We start from the raw sequence: 21,263 nt of genomic DNA, 5'->3' as shown, positions 1-21,263 counted from the left end.
TCCAGCATTTTTGTAAGCGCTTTTAAAGTAGGTAATCAGTGAATGTCGCCTCCTTTATAACATACAAAATACCCCATGCCTTGGTCATTCGGCAAGAGGTATTTGTATTTGCTTAGCGTTGATCGGTTGGTTTCGATTTGTCCGCCTTGCTCATATATTCGTCGTATCGGTCATCAAGTTCCCGTGCCATACTTCGGTATTTACGCGTCTCCTCAACAATGGGATCGATATGAGTCTGAACCCGCACCTCATATTTAGGACTGAGTCTTTCCCGCTTCTGGGCCTCATTCTCACGAATTTCGCCTTCCGTCAGCAGTTCACTGAGCTGGCGTTCCAATTCTTCGGATTGGCTCATCGCGATTTCCTCCTTCATGATGATGTTCTACGTAGAATTATAACCCGGTTGCGTCTGCTTCTTTCAGCACTTGAATAAGTTGAGAATGAATAGCTGTATTCGTCGCTGCAATATGCCGTACACTCAGGTCATAAGGTCTGCCCAATGTATCGGTAATGGTGCCGCCTGATTCCTGTACCAGCAAAGCGCCCGCTGCCACATCCCACGCATTCAAACCAATTTCGCAATAGGCCGACAGCCGTCCTGATGCTACATAAGCCAGATGCAATGCTGCCGAGCCCAGCGCCCGAATGCCGCGTACCTGAGGTGTAAGAACCTGCGTAATTTTCATATTTAGCGGTTGTGCATACGTACGATCCGGCGGGAAGCCGACGCACACCAGACTATCTCCCAGTGTTTCTTCTCTCGATGCTTGCATACGATTGCCATGTACATATGCGCCCTTTCCTTTTTCTGCTACAAACATTTCATCACGGGACGGATCATAAATAACCCCGACAATCACCTCTCCACGATGGGCCAATGCAATAGACACACTGTAATACGGCAGACTGTGTACAAAATTGGTAGTCCCATCTACCGGATCAATAATCCATAGATATTCCTCTTCACGGGCAGCCTCTAATGCGCGGGCCGAAGCTTCGGCTCCCGGCTCTACACCCTCTTCACCCAAAATAGCATGATCGGGAAAATGGGTCAGAATCAGTCTGCGAATCATCTGCTCTGCACCTTTATCTACCTCGGTCACTAGATCCGTAGGAGACTGTTTGGTATTCAAATGTTCAACAGTTCCCAGCCTGCTTTTAATCCATTCCCCGGCTTTGGATGCCGCGTTAATAGCCACGGCAGTATAGCTTTTTCCTGATACGATATAGGGAACCTTTTCGTTTTCATTTTCGTTCAACGTGTTCACTCTACTTTCTATATCATTGTTACGTGGTTTACGAATCTGCCCTACAGCACAGTCTCTTAACCATCTCTGTTTCAGTACAAGTTTGCTAGTTTACACATTCTAGTATACACAATAAGCTGCATAAAGTTTCTCTAAATGGGAGCTTTATCCGCAAAATGCTACTTTCTAAGGCATAATTTCTACGGAAGCTCCATCCAGCACTTTAACCCCATTAGCTTCCTGAAGGCGCAGTTCATTCATCAACCCGAATAACGCTTCATCCTTAAGTTTGGCTTCAAGCATGACATCAATCCGATCCGTATATCCGGCAATATTGCGCAAAAAGGTAAGCAACGGCTCCATCAGAACACCGTCCGCATGGCCCCGAGGATCTTTTTCACTTTTGGGGCTGGACGCATGGATTTTGGGCGGCAATGGATGATCCACAGAAGATCCGGCTTGGGCCAATTCCCCTTTCCAGGTATCCAAAATATCCGGCCATAGCTCCCACGGCTTTTCCCCCTCATTATTCACCCATTGATGATGAATATCGAGAACCATCGGTAACCCCGTCAATTTGCAAGCCTCCAGCGTTTCCACCGCATTGAACGTTTTATCATCATTTTCCAGTGTTAACCGTTCTCTTAACGAAAGATCCAGAGCACTAACCTGCTCTACAAAACGCTGGCCTGAGGTCACCTTATCTCCGTATGCACCACCAATATGAATGTTGTTCTTGGCTTCGGCACCCAGTCCCATGGCCTCCAGCATCGCTTTGTGGTACTTCAGATCATTAATGGAGCTCTGCAACACCTCAGGACGAGGAGTGCTTAACACTGTAAAATGATCGGGGTGAAACGATACCCTCATTCTATTCGCCCTGACATAGTTCCCAACCTCTGCAAAGTCAGCAGCAAGCGCCTGAAAAGGGTCCCAATCCCGCAGATCCTGATGGGTCGCGAGCGGAATCAGCTTGGATGAGAAACGATAGACCTGGATATCACTCGCGCGATTATGGCGCAGCAGCCTCAAAGTATTATGGAGATTTTCGGCTGCTATCCGTTCTAGCTTGCGGATGGCAGCTTCTCGGTCTCCAATCTTGTTAAAGCTGCTCAATGTCATGGTTTTAGAGGGGGATGCATTTTGAACGGTAACCGACATGGCTACATAACCGAACCTTACGATCATAGAGTGTCTTCCTTTCAGCAGTCGCAGTAGATGGTAAGGCCGCTTTCGTTCTGTGACCTAAACCCCTTTTCTACTGATCATACCCGGAAATGCACCTGCTGATTCGGTGTTATCGCACAAATTGCAAGAAGAAAACAGCTAGGATTGCTGCTGTGCTCCAAAAAACATTTCATCCGCCAATGCGGTCTGAATTCTTGATTCCTCTTCATTCAGCTTACGAATGAGGATCATTTCAACTTCGGTCACTTCATCGCCCTGAAAATTAATTTCGGCGATACAACCCACAATCTGCACGATGGCTACTGCCACGTTGTCCACGCTGTAAGCGATGACCTTCTGGCCTGTCGGAAACACGCGCAGCCCGGATTTAACCATTTTGCCACGTCCGTATTCCAGCAGTTCGTAAAGTTCTTGCTCGCTCTTGAATTTGCACACGGAGTTAAATTCAGTTTGAAAGCCCATGTGTAGCCGCCACCTTTCATCATTAAGGGTTTAGTGCAGTGCTCAAAGATATGCCATATATATGAACAAAAAGGAGAGTGATCAGCTCCCCTTTGTTTCGTTTATGAGTTCTCGTAGTGCAGTGCCGACCTGCGCTCATAACGCTCCAATGCAAGAGCAATCATGCGATCCAGCAGACTTGCATAGGATACGCCAGTTTCTCTCCACAGCAATGGATACATACTGAACGGTGTAAAGCCAGGCATCGTATTCACTTCATTAATAAGGATATGTCCGTCCGAGCGTCTGACGAAGAAATCGGCACGGGAAATCCCGCAGCCTTCCAGAGCACGGAATGCTTGCAATGCGGCTTCACGAATACGATCTGCCACTTCCTCATCCAACGGTGCCGGAATAAGCATTTCCGATTGGCCATCCGTATATTTGGCAGCGTAATCGTAATAATCACTCGACGATACAATTTCACCCGGTACCGAGGCAATCGGCTCATCATTGCCAAGTACGCTGACCTCAATCTCACGGGCATCGACGTACTCCTCGACAATCACCTTTAGGTCAAATTGCAAAGCCAGATCTACAGCCTTTTCCAGTTCTTCTCGGTTACTGGCTTTGGAAATACCGACACTTGATCCCAGATTGGCCGGTTTGACAAAGCAAGGATAACCTAGCTCGGTTTCCATGTTACGTACCAGATCATGACTGGTTTGGGCCCACTGTGTACTATTAAAATAACAGTATTTCACTTGCGGCAATCCTGCATGCTCAAACAGCTTCTTCATGACGCCTTTATCCATACCTGCTGCCGAAGCCAGCACTCCTGCACCGACATAAGGCATATCCGCCATTTCGAACAGACCCTGAATCGTTCCGTCCTCGCCAAAGGTACCGTGCAGCAACGGAAACAGTACATCCAGCGTCTGCTCTCCGTACAGCTTGCCGAACAATGTATCTAATGCCGCCTTGGTGCCGCCCTCTGCGCGTTCCAGCTTCAATTGCTCTACAGAAGCCAGAGGAGCGCTTAATAGCGCCCCTCTACGCCAATCGCCAGCCTTCGTAATATAAAAAGGAATAATCTCGTATTTCTCATAGTTAAAAGCGTTCATTACCGCATACGCCGTTTGCAGCGAGACTTCATGTTCGCCCGATTTGCCACCGTACACTAGCCCTACGGTCAATTTTTGATTTGCCATGCCTATCCTCCGCTTTCCTGCTTTCGTCATTGTGACTGATTTGCATCACTGTACCTGTTATCCACCATCTCATTTAAAAATAGTCGGCGATGTGATAAAAGCGATATACCGTGTTGTCCGTCCACGCATACGAATTTTTATAGTCCCAATAACGATGTCTGGAGCTTACCGTATGTGCATTGACTAGCGGCATGCCGCCCGCATCAAAGGCCGTGACCACCGTGCTGTGCTGGAAGGTTCCGTCACCATCCCAATCGTAAAAAATGACGTCCCCCAACATGAGCTGCTCTGGGCGACTCACCTGCTCAGCGGTCAACCCCCATGAGCTGGAGCCCAAATACCGCTCCAGACTGTTGGAAACTGCCCAACTGTAGCTCCACAGCTCACGTCCGGCAACCCGTCCTTTATACCACCAGCCCGATTCTCTTTTACCAGTATAGTGGATCGGTGCTCCCCCTGCAAAGAGGCATTGCGAGATATAATTGGTGCAATCCACATCAAAACCTTCAAACTCCGGATTGAAGCTATCCCACCACTGATCTGCATAGGCCGCTGCTTCTTCGCGGCGATATCGGCTGGGACGTGCTGATGAGCCGAAGCCCAGCACACCGCGATTCAGCAGCGGCAGATTTCCTCCTTGATTAAACGAAGCCTGTTCAAAAGGAACCTCTCCCCCCGCTGGCTTCCTTTCTGCCGGATCGCGCTCAATTCTCGCTACCTGCCAGGCTTCACCCTCGCGTGTGAACGTCAGACGCTCCCGTTCGATCCGATCCTCCCGGTGAGTCATCCCACCCTTCTCATAAAAGAGTCGGACATGCAGTTGTACATCTACCACAGCCTCATCCGGGGTATCCTGCACCATTCGTAGCGGCTTGGCGCGTGTCTCGCTGCGTAGGGGAACAGCATCCCGTTCGTTGTACCACTGCTCCAATCTGGCCGCACGTGCTGCTCGTTCCATCCGCTGACCCACCTCCAGATACTCATCCGGCTGCGGTACACCATTCACTTCACTGCGATTGTATTGATTCACGTAAGAAAAAAGGGCCTGTTTCCATTCCCGCTCCCCCATCCCAATCCCTCCATATTCGTCCCGCTATCCTTTTCCGGGGATAACCGGAATGATGTATAACTTCCTTTCTTGCCTCTCTGGTCTGAAATGCTCTCTATCTATAAGTATGAATCTCTAAAGCTTGGTATGAACATCGAAACGCGAGGGAGCGGAACGTTTTATTTTCCAATCTGCAACGCATCATTTAGGCCAAAAAAACTTTACGGAACCGTCTGAAAACGGTATACTTAATCCAAAAGCAATCATTTTGAAATCATGTTTCATCTAATGAAACAAATTACTTTCATCTCAACCTCTAACACGTTATGAACCACTGAAGATGTAATTGAGAACGCAACCAATTTAAACCAAGTGTGCAAGACGTCGAAAAAACGACATCCCTATTTTCCCCCAAGCATCCACTTCAAGGAGGTAATACTTATGTCAGGAAAAGATCAATTCTCCATCGCCCGTAGTCTGGAAGTTAACGGGAAGCCTTATCGCTACTACAGTCTTAAGGCACTGGAGGAACAAGGAAAAAGTGATATCGCCAAGCTGCCTTTCTCCATTAAAGTATTGCTGGAAGCCGCGGTTCGCCAGTTTGACGGTCGCGCCATTACGGAAGAACATGTGCAACAGCTGACAGGCTGGGCTGAGGATCGGGATACCAACAAGGAGATTCCGTTCATTCCTGCACGCATCGTGTTACAGGATTTTACCGGTGTCCCGGTCGTTGTCGATTTAGCAGCTATGCGTGATACGGTGAAAAAAGCAGGCGGGGACCCGAAGCAAATCAATCCGCTCGTTCCCGTCGATCTCGTTATCGATCACTCGGTCATGGTCGATGCTTTTGGTACCAGTGATGCGCTGGATTACAATATTAATGTAGAGTTTGAACGCAACGAGGAGCGGTACCGTTTTCTGCGTTGGGCGCAAACGGCGTTCAACAACTTCCGAGCCGTTCCGCCATCCACCGGTATCGTCCATCAGGTCAATCTGGAGTATCTCGCCTCCGTTGCCGCTACCAAAACCATTGACGGTGAAACGGTCGTCTTTCCAGATTCCCTCGTAGGAACAGACTCCCATACCACGATGATTAACGGGCTGGGTGTTGTAGGCTGGGGTGTCGGCGGGATTGAAGCAGAGGCGGGTATGCTGGGGCAGCCGCTGTATTTTGTCACTCCCGATGTGATCGGCTTCAAACTGACAGGCAGCCTGTCGGAAGGCTCTACTGCCACCGATCTGGCGCTCACTGTTACGCAAATGCTGCGTAAAAAAGGCGTAGTCGGCAAATTCGTGGAATTTTACGGGCCTGGTCTGGCAAACATCAGCTTGGCTGACCGTGCGACAGTTGCCAACATGGCACCGGAATACGGCGCAACGATTGGCTTCTTCCCGGTCGATGCGGAAACGCTAGCCTACCTGCGCAGCACCGGACGTTCTGATGAGCAAGTAAGCCTCGTAGAGGAATATTACAAAGCCCAAGGCATGTTCCGCACATCCGATACACCGGACCCTGTGTTCAGCGATACGATTGAGCTTGATCTGGCTTCGGTAGTACCGAGTCTCGCCGGACCCAAACGTCCGCAGGACCGTGTTGAGCTTAGCCGCATGAAAGAAACGTTTGAAGGCATTATCCGTACCCCGGTAGACAAAGGCGGCTATGGACTGAGCGATGAAAAAATCGCACAGAAGATTCCGCTGACCCATCCGGACGGCTCCACCAGCGAGTTGGGTACAGGAGCAGTCGTTATTGCGGCGATTACAAGCTGCACGAATACCTCCAATCCAAGCGTTATGCTCGGTGCGGGCTTGCTGGCCAAAAAAGCAGTACAGCGCGGGCTCAAAAAGCCAGGCTATGTTAAAACAAGCTTGACACCAGGCTCCCTCGTCGTGACGGAATACCTGCAAAAAGCCGGATTAATCGGACCGCTCGAAGCCCTCGGCTTCCATGTAGCCGGCTACGGCTGCGCAACCTGTATTGGTAACTCCGGCCCACTTCCTGACGAAGTGAGTCAAGCCATCACAGACCATGATTTGACGGTTGGCGCAGTTATTTCCGGCAACCGGAACTTTGAAGGCCGTGTGCATGCGCAGGTCAAAGCCAACTATCTCGGCTCACCGCCACTGGTTGTCGCTTATGCGCTGGCAGGCACAGTGAACATTGATTTGGTGAATGATCCGCTCGGTTACGATCAGGACAATCAACCAGTCTACCTGAAAGACATCTGGCCCACTTCTGAGGAAATCAAGGAAGCCATCAGCCTGTCTCTCAGCCCGGATATGTTCCGTCGCAAATACGAAAATGTATTTACTGCCAACGAAAAATGGAACTCCATTCCGGTTCCTGAAGGCGAACTGTATGAATGGGATGAAAACTCAACTTATATTCAAAACCCGCCGTTCTTTGAAGGACTTCAAGATGGCGTACAAGATATCAAGGAAATCCGTAATGCCCGTGTGCTTGCCCTGTTGAATGATTCGGTCACGACGGACCATATCTCACCAGCAGGCAACATTGCCCCTTCCAGCCCGGCAGGACTGTATTTGAAGGAGCATGGCGTGGAACGCAAGGACTTCAATTCCTACGGCTCACGTCGCGGTAACCACGAGGTCATGATGCGCGGTACATTCGCCAATATCCGTATCCGCAACAATGTGGCTCCAGGCACCGAGGGCGGCGTGACCAAATACTTGCCAACGGATGAGGAAATGTCCATCTATGATGCATCCATGAAATATCAGGCAGCCGATCAGAACCTGATTGTCATTGCTGGTAAGGAATACGGCACAGGCAGCTCTCGTGACTGGGCGGCCAAAGGTACGCTTCTGCTGGGCGTTAAGGCTGTCATTGCCGAAAGCTTCGAGCGGATTCATCGCAGTAACCTGGTCGGCATGGGTGTACTGCCTCTGCAATTCCAGGAGGGCTATGGCTGGTCCAGCTTGGGTCTCAATGGCCGCGAAACCTTCGACATCCTCGGCATTAACAATGACGTGAAGCCTGGTCAAGAGCTTACAGTGGTGGCTAAACGCGAGGATGGCACAAAGTTCGAATTCCCGGTAATTGCCCGTCTAGACAGCACCGTCGATATCGATTACTACCACAACGGTGGTATTCTGCAAACTGTATTGCGTCAGATGATCGAAAGCTAAGTTTATGAACTTCATATGTGAAGAACCCCCGTTTTGCAGATAAAGCTGCAATCGGGGGTATTTTTTTATTTATATAAACCGAACTTAAGAGTTACCTATAGCGCCACTGCGCAGTCGGATGGTGCTTCCCATCGCCACCGCCCCCGGATTTCTTGAATAAGCCCCTAATCCAGGGTAGAAATCCGGGGACAAAAGCGACCGCTTCGCTTGTACAGCACCATTCCGCCTACTCCGTTTTGATGTTCATTTTTCAAGTTCATCTTATTTATATAAAACAAAAAAAGTCGATCCCTCAGGACCGACTTCTAGCCACGTTCTCTTATAACATTACTTTCGCACGCGAGCTACTTCGAAATATCCAGGAAACCCTCTCCGAACACATCTCGCACGTCATGAATGGTAATGAATGCTGCTGTGTCGATGGCTTTCACTATCTTTTTAAGCGCTGACACCTCTTGTTTACTAATGACGATATACAGCACTTCTTTTGGATTTTTAGTGTAATATCCGTGGCCTGACAGGACGGTAACTCCACGATCCATTTTCGTGATAACCATCTCGGCAATTTTATCTTGGTGCTCCGAAATGATCATGACTGCTTTTTTCGGGTTCAGTCCTTCGATCATGAAGTCCATCACCTTCGTACCAACGTACAAAATAACGATAGTTAGCATCAATTTTTCCGGACCAATAATAAAATAGGAAGAGAATGCGACAATCAAATCAAAAAACAGCAGGCCATAGCTGATATTCCAATCCAGATACTTGTTGGCAATTCGGGCTAAAATGACCGTTCCCGCCGTAGTGCCGCCTACCCGTACAATTAAGCCAATGCCGACCCCCACCAAAACTCCGGCAAATACAGCATTAATCGTCGGCTCATGCGAATCAATCCGCCAGTTGACCGTTAAATGTAGAAACAGCGAGTTAAAAGCGACCGCAATTATAGTGTACAGGGTCGTTCTCTTGTCCAAAAATTTATATCCGACAATCAACAGCAAGCCATTGATCACCAGATTGACGATCGAGGGAGACCACTGAAACAGGTAGTACAGGATGATCGTGACCCCTGTAACGCCCCCCTCACCAAACTCATTCGGGATCACAAACAGATTAACAGCTAGCGCGAAAAAAAACGCACCCAGAATAATAAATGCGATATCTGCAATACTTTTTTTCATATATGCTCTAATCCTTTCTCTAACATTTCAAAGGATGAATCGCCAGATGGATTGGCTGACTCTTGTTGTCAAAATACGCTGACAACCAGTTCATGGTATCTACTACCAAACATAAAGTCAATACAACTTTGACACTTTAATTCGCCACCAGACTGCCTCAATCCTGACTTGAGGATTCCGCAAAATCCTCCTTTTACAAGGTTATTCGACAAAAAAACACAATCCCGACTACTAAACTAAGAAAACGGGCCTCTAGCCCTTGTTTTAGACCTAGGCACATTTTCCTCTAAAACGACCATCCTCCTAATCGACATTTTGGACACATATGACCATCTTCCTGTTTTATGTCAAAAGCGTTTTACTTTGAAAAAATGTGGGTATAATGATTGAAACATTACCAAGCAACCTACATAGCATTACGACATCAAGTACATACAAATAGTCCTATACAGACGTCCTAAGCAACTCAATCTGAATTTGACAATATGGAATTGGAGGAATGACCTACATGAATACAATGAACTTAACCGTCCACACCCTGATGCCCTTTCACCACCAATACCAACGTGCCAACGCGGTGAGTATGCAGAAGAAAGAAGATAGCTCGGAGAAGAAGCTCAGCTTTCAGGACATTTTGAATGAAAAAATGGGTAAAAAATAAGGCGCCGTTTATCCGGTTGCATGATCCCGCTTTACATAAGCTAAAAAGCCGTAGTTTCCTACATCGACTGTAGAGAACCACGGCTTTTTTTAATTCATGCGTTCCTAAACTCACACGTTCGTTTTACTGACCTCCACCCCGATACTGCTCTGCCTTCTCACGCATCCCGGCAGCTACTGCTTCTTGAGTGTTCAGCCCCTTATCCGCTGCATAGGCGCGAATGTCCTGAGTGATACGCATACTACAAAATTTGGGGCCGCACATCGAGCAAAAATGTGCTTCCTTGGCGCCCTCTGCCGGTAGCGTTTCATCATGGTAGGACAAGGCACGCTCGGGATCAAGCGACAGATTGAACTGATCCCGCCAGCGGAACTCGAAGCGCGCCTTGGACAAAGCATCATCCCGCTGCTGCGCCCGTGGATGCCCCTTTGCCAGATCGGCAGCATGTGCCGCAATTTTGTAGGTAATGACACCCTCGCGGACATCATCCTTATTGGGCAGACCCAAATGCTCCTTGGGTGTAACATAACACAGCATGGACGTCCCGAACCAACCGATCATCGCCGCCCCGATGGCTGAGGTAATATGATCATATCCGGGGGCAATATCCGTCGTGAGCGGTCCCAAGGTATAGAAAGGAGCTTCCTTACAAATCTCCATTTGTAAATCCACATTCTCTTTGATTTTATGCATAGGGACATGTCCCGGCCCTTCAATCATGACCTGAACATCATGCTTCCATGCGATTTGCGTTAGCTCGCCCAACGTTTCCAGCTCTGCAAACTGTGCTTCATCATTCGCATCATAGATACTACCTGGACGTAGACCATCCCCGAGAGAAAAGGCCACATCATAGGCTTTCATAATTTCGCAAATTTCTTCAAAATGTGTATACAAAAAATTCTCCTGATGGTGCGCAAGGCACCAGGCTGCCATGATTGACCCGCCCCGGGATACAATTCCCGTCATTCTATTCGCCGTCATCGGAATATACCGCAGCAATACACCCGCATGAATTGTAAAATAGTCCACTCCCTGCTCCGCCTGCTCAATCAGCGTATCGCGATACAACTCCCACGTCAGCGCCTCTGCTTCACCGTTCACCTTTTCAAGTGCCTGATACAGCGGTACAGTCCCAATCGGTACAGGAGAATTCCGAATGATCCATTCACGTGTTGTATGGATATTACGGCCTGTGGACAGGTCCATAACCGTATCCGAGCCCCAACGCACAGCCCAAGTCATTTTCTCCACTTCCTCCTCGATGGAGGAGGTAACCGCAGAATTACCAATGTTCGCATTGATCTTCACGTGAAAATGACGCCCAATGACCATTGGCTCACTTTCCGGGTGATTGATATTCGAAGGCAAAATGGCTCGTCCAGCCGCCAACTCCTGCCGTACAAACTCAGGCTCCACCCCTTCGCGGATCGCCGCAAATTCCATTTCGGGCGTAATGATCCCTTGCCGCGCATAATGCATTTGCGTCACTGTACGCCCTTGCGAAGCACGAAGCGGACGATTGGTCACGCCGGGAAATTCCACTGTCTCCCGTTTGGAGCCAGGTTTCAGTCCATTATCCTCCGGCTTGACGGCGCGTCCCTCGTAAGCCTCCACATCGCCCCGTTCCAGTGCCCAAGCTCGCCGTAATGGAGGCAGGCCCTGACGGATATTGACCTGATAGGCTTCGTCGGTCATGGGACCGCTTGTATCATATACACGCAATGGCTCATGATGCTCCGTGCCCTGCGGCGTATGTGTAGGATGAAGAGCAATTTCCCGCTCTGGCACGGCAATGTCCGGCCGCGAGCCTTGAATATATACCTTACGGCTTCCTGGAAAGGGCGTTACCCCACTGGCTTGCTCCCCGTTTGTCTTCTCTACCTCAACTTCTTTTGTTCCTACCAATCTTACTTCTGCTGATTTCAATTCTGTTCCTTTTGTTCCTTCTGCCTCTGTCGGCTTCATTGTCCATTCCTCCCGTTTCGATGAAATGACACACCGATCCGGAACCATTCCCAGGGTGGCGCTGATCTATGCAAAAAAGCCGGTTCCCCAGGGAACCGGCTAATCTAACGAGGCAGCTATCCAGACAATGCGCATATGGAATAATCCATTCCAATGCGCCACTGTAGACAGCAGCCGCGTATACATTTCAATGGCCGATTACTTCCCTACGCTGGTATGATCCAGATCAGGTGCAAAGGGTCCGGAATCTTGCACGATTCCATCTCAGCCCGGCATTACAGGCTCCCCCAGTAACTGTGATACTTCTTTTCACATGAGGCGGATATAACAGACATCCGCCTTCCTTACCAGACTACTTCAAATTTATGGCTTTGGCAACCCTTTTAGGTTCCATTTACCAAGGAGACGTTCCCCATCAACTCACTCTGCTTGCTTCAACTGTGTTCATTCTTGTTACGGGAGCATAAGCCCCATTTCCTTCGCCGCTTCGATCAAAATCGGAGCAAAGTCATGTAGCGTCTCGGGTGCAAGTCGACTGACCGGGCCGGATACAGATAAAGCCGCAGTGACCTGTCCCTTCCGGTTCACAATTGGCGCTGCCACAGCAGCAGCCCCTGGCTCCCGTTCTTCATAGCTGGTCGCATAGCCCTTCTCGCGAATGTCCTGCAGCTGGGCTTTATAGACCTCCGGGTCTACTGAGGGCGGCCATTCATCCCCGCTTAGCAGGGCTTCCAGCTCCTGCAGCGGCATAAAGGCCGCCAGCACCTTGCTGGAGGCCCCTACAGCCAGCGGCATACGCGCACCTACAGGCGCGACTCTGCGGATCGCCTGATTGCTCTGCACGGCTTGTATCCGGATACGCATGCTACCGTCCCGTAAGTACAAGCTGACCGTCTCGCCCAGACGGTCACGTAGTCCTTCCATTGCAGGTTGTAACAACACCGCCGGCTCGTCACTTTGGGACAAATGCGTGGATAGCTCCCAAATGCGGAAGCCAAGTCGATATTTTTCCGTTTCGGCATTCCGAACGACAAAGCCCCGATCCTCCAACGTAGTCAGCAGCCGATGAACCGTGCTTTTATGTAGACCAATTTTGGAGGCAATCTCCGTCAGGCCAAGATCCGAATTTGCGGTAAAACACAGCAGTATATCAAGTGCACGCTCTACAGCGCGAACGGTTAATTTACGGTCTTCCATCGTGAACCGCTCCTCTTGTATCCATATTCGTTTCACACTATGAAACATGGTTACATAAATTATATAGAATAGTCGCGGCTACTGTAAACCGATGTTTTTGTGACAACCATATTACAGAACGAGAACAAACATCGACAATTCTTTGCATCATTTTTACTTTTCCGGTTCAGGCGTTGACTTTGGATAATCCCCATCATACGATAATAGGTATCTATACGGATCTACACTACTATTTTCAAGTGGAATTATACCTAAATTCTATGAAATGAAGATCAATTTTATATAAGGAGGCTCTTACATGATTTCGACATCCCAGCGCAACGCTCAGCTACAGACCGCTGTTCAGGAGCCGTCCACCCCACTCTTTAATCCCCGTCTGCTGCGGTTCAAGCACGTTGTGATTGCTCTGCTGCTGTCGGTCGTCTTTTTTCTGTTGTTTTGTTTTATTGCCTTGCATGCTTACATCGCATGGGTACTTACGAATCCCACCGTTGCACCACTGTACTCTAATCCGATGCAGGCCAAAAGCATGCCTTATGAGGAAGTCAGATTCCCTGCCAAGGATGGTAGCCGCATGGTACAAGGCTGGTATATCCCGGCGGATCAATCACGGAAAACGATTATTTTCAGCCATGGTTATGGGGCTAACCGCGAAGAAAGCTGGATTCCCATGTATGATCTGGCGCATTATGCCCACAGTTTGAACTTTAATGTGGTCATGTTCGATTATGGATTTGCGTCACAAAACAGCAAAGCAGTCGCAACCGGAGGCAAAGCAGAATCCCAACAGCTCCTCGGAGCAATTCAGCTTGCGAAGCAACGCGGCTCGTCGGAGATTATCGTATGGGGCTTCTCCATGGGGGCAGGAACCGCTCTTCAGGCGGGCTTGCAAACCAAGGATGTGGACGCAATGATTTTGGACAGCACCTTCCTGCTGGAACCGGATACGCTGTACCATAACATTCACAATCAAATTAATCTGCCAAGGCATCCGTCTTTGGAAATTCTAGAGTTGCTGTTTCCAGTTTTGAACGGTACCAGCTTGCATCAGATTCCATATCAGGAGGTTAAAAAGGAAAACTATCCGTTCCCGATCATGTTTGTGCATGGTACACAGGATGAAAAGGCTCCTTATCCCATTGCGGAAAAGCTCGCTGCCAATCAGACTAACCCGCTTTCCAGTGTATGGATTGTCAAAAACGGGATACATGAGCTTATTTTCAGAGAGCACCCTCGTGAATATTTGCGACGGGTATCGACGTTTCTAAGCAGTGTACAGGAGCTGGAGGATAAGAAAATCGTCGCTGATGCCCACAAACAAACGACTACGAAGTAAAAAATTATTTTTCGAAGAACTGTATTCTATTCTTCGCCTTGAAGAAGCCTGCCTATGGACACTTAACCCGTGCCGTAGCTGGGCTTCTTTTTCGTTTTCCATGGGTATTCATTGTTTTACCTAACAGATGTGACCCGATTAAGGGAGTTCATAGACATATTCCTGATGAGACAGCGAATATACTGGGGACGTATGCATCCAGGGCAGATCTGCCAGATCGGCCGGATAGCCATAGTGGGATACGGGAGGTAAAAAACGATGCTGAGTACTTATGGGTCTTTCCTGCCCTTACGTGTGCTGGAGGAAATTCGGCATTGGAAGCAGCAGGAAAGTTGGCATGTGGAAGTGATTAAATCCGCTACCGAGGGACTGGAGCCTACTTATGTACGGCTGCTGGATGATTGGCGGACTGTATTCGAACAGACGGAACGCACCGCCATAGAGCTGCTTGAAGAGCAACGGAGCGCACTCGATCCGGCAGATCAGGCGTGGCATCAGGAATGGAAACAGATGTCGGCTGCTCCACAAGCACATACACACGAATTCACTGAACATTCAAAACAGTCAAGGGGATTAGACACATCATCATCTGTAAAGATGCCATTGTCAGAGTCAGCCTCAAACTCTCAGCTTGACTCACAAGAATTAAATCGTCGACTGGACGATTTGCTGCAAACCGCAAACCGTCAGTCACAGGAGTATGTACGGCAGCTCGGTCTGCTGAGCGAGCACAGTCATGCATTGCGTCAGCAGCCAAAAGCCGCCGGAGTTGTATTACACGCGGCACATGAAAGCCAATATTTCCTGATCTCGACAACCCCCTTTCAGGAACCTGGCTCCATCGCAAGGGCTGCTAGGTTGTATCATGTAGCTACAGAGGGTGAGAACTACCCAGAGGAAGCGTTTCGAGAACGGCAGGCAGGCATAAGGGGAGAAGGCGCATGGACCACTAAAGGCGTCAAGTCCAGCCAGGCGCAACCTTCGGCAACGGAAAAAACCACAATTGGCCGGTCGGTTCCTATTGGGGGACATCGGCTACCGCCGCTCCCTTACCCCTATAATGCGCTTGAGCCGTATATTGATGAGAAAACGATGCGTATTCACCATGACAAGCATCATTTGAGCTATGTGAATGACCTGAATAAAGCGGAAAAGAAGCTGGAAGAAGCTCGAAAAACGGGTGATTTTGACCTCGTAAAGCATTGGGAACGGGAACTGGCATTCAACGGCGCAGGCCATTATCTGCATACTCTTTTTTGGACGATCATGAGTCCACAAGGCGGTGGAACCCCAAGCGGACCACTGGCTGAACAGATTAAAAAGGATTTTGGCAGCTACGATGCATTCAAAAAGCAATTCAGTTCGGCAGCCGAAAAGGTCGAGGGTGGCGGCTGGGCTATCCTGGTATGGAGTCCACGCGCGGGACGACTTGAAATTTTGCAGGCCGAAAAGCACCAGAATCTGACTCAATGGGAGTCCATTCCGCTGCTGGCGATAGATGTATGGGAACATGCATATTACTTAAAGCATCAAAACGAGCGCAACAAATACATTGAGGATTGGTGGCATGTCGTTAACTGGCCAGAGGTTGCAGAGCGCTATACCCAAGCCTCCAAACTGAGATGGCAACCCTTCTAAGCTTCTAAGCTAAAGAAAAACTACACCTGCAAATCGTATCGCTCTCTGAGCGCTGCCATTTGTTCGGTCAATTCTTCCGGTTGTACCAGCCAGCCATCGGCAGGTAAAACGGCTGTCCGGCTCTCAACGACACGGCGCAGAGATGCCGTGTACGCCTCAACAGACGGCACTCCAGCCAGCTCTGCCAGGCTGCCCATCGTTGTTGGATTCACCCGAGGGTAATCCTGCTGCTGCACGCCCGCCGGCGTATCTCCGGCTGCCTCTGTATAAAACTGCTGCACCGCCTGTGCACGCTCTGCACCGCTGCCCTCAATCATCACGAAGGCTGTGATGATATACGCCTTGGCTTGGCGCCGCTGTGCAATGCCGCAAAACTTGCGGCCTCGGACGCTGACATCGTAATCCCCGGGACAGAAGGACCCGGGGATTTCTCCGGTCTGCGCCTCGCCAGACCACGGAACCAGCGCATCGGCAATTAGCGCTGCCATGAGCCGGAAATCCTCATGCAGGCTGATGGCACGCTGTGGATTCGGCAGGATCAAGGACAGGTTCAGCACCCCCCTGTCCAGCATGACAGCTGCTCCACCCGAGGGGCGTACGCATACCGAGGTTCCCGTGCTGCGCACTCGCTCCATCGCCTGTGGGGCGTAGGGAAGCCTGCGGTCCCGGTGACCGATCACAAGCGCTGACGGATGCCGCCATAGATGCAAAATGGGTGCAGCTCCTTTCCCTACTTGCCGACAGGCCAGCTCCTCCCAAGCCAGCGGAGACAAAACGTTCTCCTGAGTGGCCGCGAGTGGCGCTTCAAACCACTGCAACTCAGGCAAAGCTGTTGTTTTTTCTGTTGATCTATGTACATTCTCCATACGTTATCCCCTATCTATAAAAATAACTGTTATCCATAGGCTATCGTAATTTTAAGGCGGCTATCCCGTCGTCTCTATTTCTGATGTTAACAAAAAAAGGTGGCTACGCCTATGCGTAAACCACCCTTTTTTTGTTCATCACATAAACGTCTTGCGATGTTCGATCAATCCTTGAGCAGCGACAGAAATTCTGCGCGCTGCGCTGCATCATCACGAAACGTACCACGTACCGCAGACGTTACCGTTTTGCTACCAGGCTTTTTGACACCTCTTGCACACATGCACAGGTGCTCGCCTTCCACGACCACCATAACCCCGTGAGCGGAGACTGCTTCATTTAAAATATCAGCGATCTGTGATGTAATACGCTCCTGTACCTGCAATCGGCGGGTCACTGCCTCTACCAGACGTGCAAGCTTGCTCAATCCTACAATTTTGCCGCTGGGTACATAGCCGATATGCACTTTTCCGAAGAAAGGAGCCATATGGTGCTCACACTGGCTGTAATAAACGATGTCCTTCACGATCACAAGCTCCTCGTGATTCTCGTCAAATGTCACACCCAACGCATCCCGGGGATCAACCTCATAACCCGCAAATATTTCCTCATACATGCGCGCAACGCGTGCCGGTGTTTCCAATAACCCTTCACGCTTGGGGTCCTCACCGATCAGTTGTAAAATCTGCTCCACATGGTACTCGATTTTATCCCGGTTATCCGCAGCTTTGCGGTTAATATAATCTTTTACGCCAGCCACAGTAATCCTCCTCTATGCAGCAACCTCATGCGGCATCCGTGCTCACGTTGCTCATTATTTCCGACGGCCCTGATTTTTACGCGGACCAGGCTGATTTTTGGAGAACTGTTGGTTCTTCATCATCTGCTGGGCTTTTTGCATTTGTTTCCCATTCAGGTTGTAACCCATCTGTTTGGCCATTTTTTGCAGCGTTTCAGGGTCGTTTTGCATCTTTTCAAGCTGTTTACGAAGATAATAAGCACCGATGAAAAATCCCCCAACCAAACCAGCAATCAGGGTAATAATCGGAATGACAATATTCCACACCACGAAGTCGTCACCTCTGTATATTTATATGAAACATCTTGAATTGCACGAACCTATCATAGCAAAACATGGGACAGCTAGCAAATCACTTTTTGCAAACATATGTCCTTATTGTTTCTCCAAATCCAGCAGCTTCGTCTTGACTGGCAAGCCTCCAGCATAACCGACCAAACTTCCGTTTTCACCCGATACCCGATGACATGGAAACAGGATGGGTAACGGATTTTTATTATTTGCTTCCCCAACAGCACGTACCGCCTTGGCTCGGCCGATCGATTCCGCAATATCTTTGTAGGACACACTTTGCCCGTACGGAATATTTTGCAGTGCACGCCATACCTGTTCTTGAAAAGGAGTCCCTCTCAAATCATAGGCTATACTAAATTCCCGTCGTTCTCCCGCAAAATATTCACGCAGTTGATCTGCGGCTTCGCGCAGTTTGTCAGGTTCCTGCACATAGACATATTCCCCAATCCATGTCCGGGCCCATTGCTGAAGCAGTGCTTCCCTCGCATGAAAAACGCCATAGTCTATTCGGCACAGCCCCCGATCTGTAGCGCACAGCGTCAACGTGCCCACAGGTGTCTCCATTTCATCATAATAAATGGTGGTTGGGCCCTGGGAATCCCCAGCTGTTACTTCTGATTTTGATAATTCAGACGCCTTTTGCTGTTCTGTCTGCTCTTGTTCCTCTAGTTTGGAATGCGCTTGCGCGATCATTTCGCGTACTTGCTCATGTTGTTCCTTCTCTGATGCTTGCTTGATCGCTGTCATAGCGTTTTCCCCTCCTATTCGACTCAAAGCCCACGCCGCCGTGCCTCGCAGCTCGGGACGCGGATCATCCAATAAAACCTCCGTTAATTTGGGCACCGCGCTGATATCCTTGAAATTGCCCAGTCCAATGACCGCATTGCGTTGAATGGGCTTCTTCCCCCGCCAAGCCGCCGCACTTTGACCGAATCGTTCTTTAAATTCACGGTTGCTCAAATCCAGTAACGGCAGCAGCAACGGCTTCACAATTTCAGGATCGGGTGTAAGCTCGGGATGATGATCCCAGTTAAGGCCTCGATTTTTGGGACATACGATTTGGCACGTATCACATCCATACAGCCGATTCCCTATTTTCAGCATAAACTCCTCATCCAGAAAGCCCTTGGTTTGCGTCAAAAAGGACACACACCGCTGGGCATTCAGCTGCCCCGGACCCACAAGCGCGCCCGTAGGACACGCGTCCAAACATTTGGTGCACTCTCCGCAACCATCCGTTACCGGTTCATCTGGCTCGAAAGGAATGTTCGTCAACAGCTCACCTAGATAAATCCAGGATCCCAGCGTCGGTGAAATCATCATCGTATTTTTGCCACTAAAACCAATCCCTGCGCGTTCCGCAACGGCTCGATCCGACAGTTCTCCGGTATCCACCATGTTTTTCAATATGGCATCAGGCACCCGCTCACTTATAAAAGCCTCAAGCTTTTCCATCGCTTCGCGTAGTACCAGATGATAATCTTTCCCCCAGGCTGAACGTGCCAAAATACCACGGTACTTCCCCTTGTCCGACTTCGGCGGGTCCTTCATTTTGGAAGGGTACGCCACCGCAATAGCAATCAGAGATGCAGGCTGTGAGCCATACAGCTCCGGGTAGATCCGCTTATCAATATCAGGCTCCTCAAAACCGGATTCATAGCCTTTCGCACGATGCTCTTCCAATATAGCTTTCAGAGACAGAAAGGGGTCGGCGGATGCGAACCCGATGGAGTCGATACCCAGCCCTGGAGCTGCCTCAATAATTTCCTGCTTGAGCGTCGAAGCGGTTCCGGCAGCCGCCTGAGTCAATCCGCGTTGCATCCGATACTCACCTCTCTTCCACTTTTTATCATTACAGATATGAGGATTTGCAAAATTCTCATATCTCAAATTTCAACAGAAAATAGCATCAGATGCTACCGTAAATTTTTAACAGCACTGGTCGCCAGAAAATCACAGCGATTATTCAGTTCATTGTCACTGTGCCCTTTAACCTTCACATATTCAACCTCATGCTTACCCATCAGTTCCCACAGTTCTTCCCATAGTTCCTTGTTCTCCACTGGCTGATTTTTACTGTTGCGCCAGCCATTACGAAGCCAATTTTTAATCCAGCCCTGTTTGAAGCAATTGACGACATAGGCAGAGTCACTGTGTACTTTCACATGGCAAGGCTCCTTGAGCAGCTTCAGTGCTTCAATCACAGACTTGATCTCCATACGGTTGTTTGTCGTCATTTTCTCGGCACCTGACAGCTCCTTACGATGCTCCCCATACAGCAAAACAATCCCCCAGCCCCCAGGACCCGGATTTCCCGAACAAGCACCGTCGGTATATACCATCACTTCTTTCATCATCCTCTTCCTTTCCTCATCGGTAACCGCCTGCTCCGTCATGGTCCTGATCGGTTCTGACGTGTTCCGCATTAATTTCAGAATTTAGTTGCTCTATAGCCATTTCCACTCAGATATCGGCCAAAATATAAATTCTGCACGTCCCAGTAAATCTTGAGATTTAATGCTGCCAAAATAGCGGCTATCCTTGCTTGCTGCAGTATGGCGATTATCTCCCATGACAAAAAAGTGCTCCGGCTCCACTGTAAAAGGACCATAATCACCATCCTCCACGTCAGAGTTGGTGTAAGGTTCATTTAGCAGCTTACCGTTCACATACAAATGATTATGCTCAACCCGGATTACATCTCCGGGAATACCTATGACTCTTTTCACTAAAAATCTTGGACTCGACAGCTTGGAATCGGGATCTTTTAAAATCACAATGTCCCCCCTGCCCGGGTCATGAAAATTATAAACCAGCTTGTTTACGAACAAATGCTGGCTTTCCATTAACGTCGGCTGCATCGAATGTCCTCTGACCGTGGACAAGTTAAATACAAACAGGTTCAGAAGCAGCAAGACGACCATGGCGATCAGCAGAGTGACTAACCAATCGCGTATGTAACCAGAGCGACCTGCTGGTTTGGACGTTTCCGGCGAGGGAAGTGGGCCTGACGAAGGAGCCAAAGCGTCCATAATTA

Annotated in this window: 19 protein-coding genes and 1 riboswitch; of the genes, 4 read left to right on the top strand and 15 right to left on the bottom strand. The window is 49.3% G+C overall.

The window, feature by feature from the left end; all coding sequences use genetic code 11:
* Nucleotides 1–112: 112 nt before the first annotated feature.
* The 6 genes from NLX73_RS22430 to NLX73_RS22405 all read right to left on the bottom strand — a co-directional run bounded on the left by NLX73_RS22430 (nucleotide 113) and on the right by NLX73_RS22405 (nucleotide 5,156).
* Nucleotides 113–355 (bottom strand): hypothetical protein, encoded by a 243-nt coding sequence (locus tag NLX73_RS22430; protein ID WP_029515768.1) that lies wholly within the window; start codon nucleotides 353–355, stop codon nucleotides 113–115.
* Nucleotides 356–392: 37 nt separating this feature from the next.
* Nucleotides 393–1,259: an inositol monophosphatase family protein gene (locus tag NLX73_RS22425; protein ID WP_061831543.1), complete on the bottom strand. Its 867-nt coding sequence runs from the start codon at nucleotides 1,257–1,259 to the stop codon at nucleotides 393–395.
* Between the two features lie 174 nt (nucleotides 1,260–1,433).
* Nucleotides 1,434–2,435: a UV DNA damage repair endonuclease UvsE gene (gene uvsE / locus NLX73_RS22420; RefSeq protein WP_254327375.1), complete on the bottom strand. Its 1,002-nt coding sequence runs from the start codon at nucleotides 2,433–2,435 to the stop codon at nucleotides 1,434–1,436.
* Nucleotides 2,436–2,573: 138 nt separating this feature from the next.
* Nucleotides 2,574–2,897 (bottom strand): hypothetical protein, encoded by a 324-nt coding sequence (locus tag NLX73_RS22415; RefSeq protein ID WP_007428793.1) that lies wholly within the window; start codon nucleotides 2,895–2,897, stop codon nucleotides 2,574–2,576.
* A gap of 101 nt (nucleotides 2,898–2,998) precedes the next feature.
* Nucleotides 2,999–4,087: a D-alanine--D-alanine ligase gene (locus NLX73_RS22410; protein ID WP_039270664.1), complete on the bottom strand. Its 1,089-nt coding sequence runs from the start codon at nucleotides 4,085–4,087 to the stop codon at nucleotides 2,999–3,001.
* 73 nt (nucleotides 4,088–4,160) lie between these two features.
* Nucleotides 4,161–5,156 (bottom strand): amidase domain-containing protein, encoded by a 996-nt coding sequence (locus tag NLX73_RS22405; protein ID WP_254327374.1) that lies wholly within the window; start codon nucleotides 5,154–5,156, stop codon nucleotides 4,161–4,163.
* Nucleotides 5,157–5,576: 420 nt separating this feature from the next.
* On the opposite strand from NLX73_RS22405, the gene acnA reads away from it, so the two are divergent.
* A complete protein-coding gene (gene acnA, locus NLX73_RS22400; protein WP_254327373.1) occupies nucleotides 5,577–8,288 on the top strand; it encodes an aconitate hydratase AcnA in 2,712 nt (903 codons plus the stop codon).
* Nucleotides 8,289–8,632: 344 nt separating this feature from the next.
* Here the strand turns inward: acnA and NLX73_RS22395 are convergent, their stop codons facing one another.
* The gene (locus NLX73_RS22395; protein WP_023987004.1) at nucleotides 8,633–9,469 is read right to left on the bottom strand and encodes a YitT family protein; all 837 of its coding nucleotides are present in this window, start codon (nucleotides 9,467–9,469) and stop codon (nucleotides 8,633–8,635) included.
* A gap of 508 nt (nucleotides 9,470–9,977) precedes the next feature.
* On the opposite strand from NLX73_RS22395, the gene NLX73_RS22390 reads away from it, so the two are divergent.
* Nucleotides 9,978–10,130: a hypothetical protein gene (locus tag NLX73_RS22390; RefSeq protein ID WP_010348453.1), complete on the top strand. Its 153-nt coding sequence runs from the start codon at nucleotides 9,978–9,980 to the stop codon at nucleotides 10,128–10,130.
* Between the two features lie 123 nt (nucleotides 10,131–10,253).
* Here the strand turns inward: NLX73_RS22390 and thiC are convergent, their stop codons facing one another.
* Together thiC and NLX73_RS22380 are read right to left on the bottom strand one after the other, a co-directional pair.
* Nucleotides 10,254–12,098, bottom strand: coding sequence for a phosphomethylpyrimidine synthase ThiC (gene thiC / locus NLX73_RS22385; RefSeq protein ID WP_254327372.1), 1,845 nt, complete (start codon nucleotides 12,096–12,098; stop codon nucleotides 10,254–10,256).
* Nucleotides 12,099–12,284: 186 nt separating this feature from the next.
* A riboswitch (TPP riboswitch) is annotated at nucleotides 12,285–12,397 on the bottom strand.
* A 154-nt stretch (nucleotides 12,398–12,551) separates the two neighbouring features.
* Entirely contained in the window at nucleotides 12,552–13,295 is a 744-nt protein-coding gene (locus NLX73_RS22380) for an IclR family transcriptional regulator (protein ID WP_254327371.1), read from the bottom strand.
* 298 nt (nucleotides 13,296–13,593) lie between these two features.
* On the opposite strand from NLX73_RS22380, the gene NLX73_RS22375 reads away from it, so the two are divergent.
* Together NLX73_RS22375 and NLX73_RS22370 are read left to right on the top strand one after the other, a co-directional pair.
* Nucleotides 13,594–14,631: an alpha/beta hydrolase gene (locus NLX73_RS22375; RefSeq protein ID WP_254327370.1), complete on the top strand. Its 1,038-nt coding sequence runs from the start codon at nucleotides 13,594–13,596 to the stop codon at nucleotides 14,629–14,631.
* Between the two features lie 258 nt (nucleotides 14,632–14,889).
* Entirely contained in the window at nucleotides 14,890–16,269 is a 1,380-nt protein-coding gene (locus tag NLX73_RS22370) for a Fe-Mn family superoxide dismutase (protein WP_254327369.1), read from the top strand.
* 20 nt (nucleotides 16,270–16,289) lie between these two features.
* Here the strand turns inward: NLX73_RS22370 and NLX73_RS22365 are convergent, their stop codons facing one another.
* The 6 genes from NLX73_RS22365 to lepB all read right to left on the bottom strand — a co-directional run bounded on the left by NLX73_RS22365 (nucleotide 16,290) and on the right by lepB (nucleotide 21,258).
* Nucleotides 16,290–17,135 (bottom strand): lipoate--protein ligase family protein, encoded by an 846-nt coding sequence (locus NLX73_RS22365; RefSeq protein ID WP_254327368.1) that lies wholly within the window; start codon nucleotides 17,133–17,135, stop codon nucleotides 16,290–16,292.
* A 164-nt stretch (nucleotides 17,136–17,299) separates the two neighbouring features.
* The gene (folE, locus tag NLX73_RS22360) at nucleotides 17,300–17,893 is read right to left on the bottom strand and encodes a GTP cyclohydrolase I FolE (protein WP_013308743.1); all 594 of its coding nucleotides are present in this window, start codon (nucleotides 17,891–17,893) and stop codon (nucleotides 17,300–17,302) included.
* Between the two features lie 54 nt (nucleotides 17,894–17,947).
* Nucleotides 17,948–18,202 carry a YneF family protein gene (locus NLX73_RS22355; protein ID WP_013308742.1) on the bottom strand — a complete coding sequence of 85 codons (255 nt, stop codon included), beginning with the start codon at nucleotides 18,200–18,202 and terminating at the stop codon, nucleotides 17,948–17,950.
* Between the two features lie 105 nt (nucleotides 18,203–18,307).
* Entirely contained in the window at nucleotides 18,308–20,047 is a 1,740-nt protein-coding gene (queG, locus tag NLX73_RS22350; protein WP_254327367.1) for a tRNA epoxyqueuosine(34) reductase QueG, read from the bottom strand.
* Between the two features lie 95 nt (nucleotides 20,048–20,142).
* The gene (gene rnhA, locus NLX73_RS22345; protein WP_023986996.1) at nucleotides 20,143–20,580 is read right to left on the bottom strand and encodes a ribonuclease HI; all 438 of its coding nucleotides are present in this window, start codon (nucleotides 20,578–20,580) and stop codon (nucleotides 20,143–20,145) included.
* A gap of 93 nt (nucleotides 20,581–20,673) precedes the next feature.
* Entirely contained in the window at nucleotides 20,674–21,258 is a 585-nt protein-coding gene (gene lepB, locus NLX73_RS22340) for a signal peptidase I (RefSeq protein ID WP_254327366.1), read from the bottom strand.
* Between the last annotated feature and the right edge of the window lie 5 nt (nucleotides 21,259–21,263).

Source organism: Paenibacillus sp. CH40, assembly GCF_024213605.1.
Classification (GTDB): domain Bacteria; phylum Bacillota; class Bacilli; order Paenibacillales; family Paenibacillaceae; genus Paenibacillus; species Paenibacillus polymyxa_B.
The sequence above is the reverse complement of the archived record's forward strand: the minus strand, read 5'-3'. Positions and strand labels throughout refer to the sequence as shown.